This is a genomic window from Streptomyces sp. NPDC054841, from assembly GCF_053611045.1.
The window spans coordinates 1-2,710 of record NZ_JBSGZO010000335.1; the positions used below are offsets into that span (position 1 = coordinate 1).

Annotated in this window: 1 rRNA gene; it reads left to right on the forward strand. The window is 56.6% G+C overall.

Features of this window, described 5'->3' with window-relative positions:
- Positions 1–2,686 (forward strand): 23S ribosomal RNA (locus ACWGI8_RS31965); the annotation flags it as partial.
- Positions 2,687–2,710 lie beyond the last annotated feature (24 nt).

The following is a 2,710-nucleotide window of genomic DNA, read 5'->3' on the forward strand; positions in this document are numbered from 1 at the left end:
CGGCTCGTTTGAGAGACACCCAAGTAGCACGGGGCCCGAGAAATCCCGTGTGAATCTGGCGGGACCACCCGCTAAGCCTAAATATTCCCTGGTGACCGATAGCGGATAGTACCGTGAGGGAATGGTGAAAAGTACCGCGGGAGCGGAGTGAAATAGTACCTGAAACCGTGTGCCTACAAGCCGTGGGAGCGTCGGACACTTTTCGGAGTGTCTCGTGACTGCGTGCCTTTTGAAGAATGAGCCTGCGAGTTAGCGGTGTGTAGCGAGGTTAACCCGTGTGGGGAAGCCGTAGCGAAAGCGAGTCCGAACAGGGCGTTTGAGTTGCACGCTCTAGACCCGAAGCGGAGTGATCTAGCCATGGGCAGGTTGAAGCGGAGGTAAGACTTCGTGGAGGACCGAACCCACCAGGGTTGAAAACCTGGGGGATGACCTGTGGTTAGGGGTGAAAGGCCAATCAAACTCCGTGATAGCTGGTTCTCCCCGAAATGCATTTAGGTGCAGCGTCGTGTGTTTCTTGCCGGAGGTAGAGCACTGGATAGGCGATGGGCCCTACCGGGTTACTGACCTTAGCCAAACTCCGAATGCCGGTAAGTGAGAGCGCGGCAGTGAGACTGTGGGGGATAAGCTCCATGGTCGAGAGGGAAACAGCCCAGAGCATCGACTAAGGCCCCTAAGCGTACGCTAAGTGGGAAAGGATGTGGAGTCGCAGAGACAACCAGGAGGTTGGCTTAGAAGCAGCCACCCTTGAAAGAGTGCGTAATAGCTCACTGGTCAAGTGATTCCGCGCCGACAATGTAGCGGGGCTCAAGCGTACCGCCGAAGTCGTGTCATTGCAGTACATACCCCCAACGGGGACTGTGATGGGTAGGGGAGCGTCGTGTGCCGGGTGAAGCAGCCGCGGAAGCGAGTTGTGGACGGTTCACGAGTGAGAATGCAGGCATGAGTAGCGATACACACGTGAGAAACGTGTGCGCCGATTGACTAAGGGTTCCTGGGTCAAGCTGATCTGCCCAGGGTAAGTCGGGACCTAAGGCGAGGCCGACAGGCGTAGTCGATGGACAACCGGTTGATATTCCGGTACCCGCTTTGAAACGCCCAATATCGAGCCCATTAATGCTAAGGCCGTGAAACCGCCGGGTGCGTCTTCGGACAATCTCGGAGTGGTGGAGCCGCTGACCCAAGGTGGTAGTAGGTAAGCGATGGGGTGACGCAGGAAGGTAGTCCAGCCCGGGCGGTGGTTGTCCCGGGGTAAGGGTGTAGGACGCACGGTAGGCAAATCCGTCGTGCACATAGTCTGAGACCTGATGCCGAGCCGATTGTGGTGAAGTGGATGATCCTATGCTGTCGAGAAAAGCCTCTAGCGAGTTTCATGGCGGCCCGTACCCTAAACCGACTCAGGTGGTCAGGTAGAGAATACCGAGGCGTTCGGGTGAACTATGGTTAAGGAACTCGGCAAAATGCCCCCGTAACTTCGGGAGAAGGGGGGCCACGTCTGGTGATCCAATTTTCTTGGTGAGCTGGGGGTGGCCGCAGAGACCAGCGAGAAGCGACTGTTTACTAAAAACACAGGTCCGTGCGAAGCCGTAAGGCGATGTATACGGACTGACGCCTGCCCGGTGCTGGAACGTTAAGGGGACCGGTTAGCTCCATTTCGGTGGGGCGAAGCTGAGAACTTAAGCGCCAGTAAACGGCGGTGGTAACTATAACCATCCTAAGGTAGCGAAATTCCTTGTCGGGTAAGTTCCGACCTGCACGAATGGCGTAACGACTTCTCGACTGTCTCAACCATAGGCCCGGTGAAATTGCACTACGAGTAAAGATGCTCGTTTCGCGCAGCAGGACGGAAAGACCCCGGGACCTTTACTACAGTTTGATATTGGTGTTCGGTTCGGCTTGTGTAGGATAGGTGGGAGACTTTGAAGCGGCCACGCCAGTGGTTGTGGAGTCGTCGTTGAAATACCACTCTGGTCGTGCTGGATGTCTAACCTGGGTCCGTGATCCGGATCAGGGACAGTGTCTGATGGGTAGTTTAACTGGGGCGGTTGCCTCCCAAAGGGTAACGGAGGCGCCCAAAGGTTCCCTCAGCCTGGTTGGCAATCAGGTGTTGAGTGTAAGTGCACAAGGGAGCTTGACTGTGAGACCGACGGGTCGAGCAGGGACGAAAGTCGGGACTAGTGATCCGGCGGTGGCTTGTGGAAGCGCCGTCGCTCAACGGATAAAAGGTACCCCGGGGATAACAGGCTGATCTTCCCCAAGAGTCCATATCGACGGGATGGTTTGGCACCTCGATGTCGGCTCGTCGCATCCTGGGGCTGGAGTCGGTCCCAAGGGTTGGGCTGTTCGCCCATTAAAGCGGTACGCGAGCTGGGTTTAGAACGTCGTGAGACAGTTCGGTCCCTATCCGCTGTGCGCGTAGGAATATTGAGAAGGGCTGTCCCTAGTACGAGAGGACCGGGACGGACGAACCTCTGGTGTGCCAGTTGTTCTGCCAAGGGCATGGCTGGTTGGCTACGTTCGGGAGGGATAACCGCTGAAAGCATCTAAGCGGGAAGCCTGCTTCGAGATGAGTATTCCCACCTCCTTGAGAGGGTAAGGCTCCCAGTAGACGACTGGGTTGATAGGCCGGATGTGGAAGCCAGGTAACTGGTGAAGCTGACCGGTACTAATAGGCCGAGGGCTTGTCCTCAGTTGCTCGCGTCCACTGTGTTAG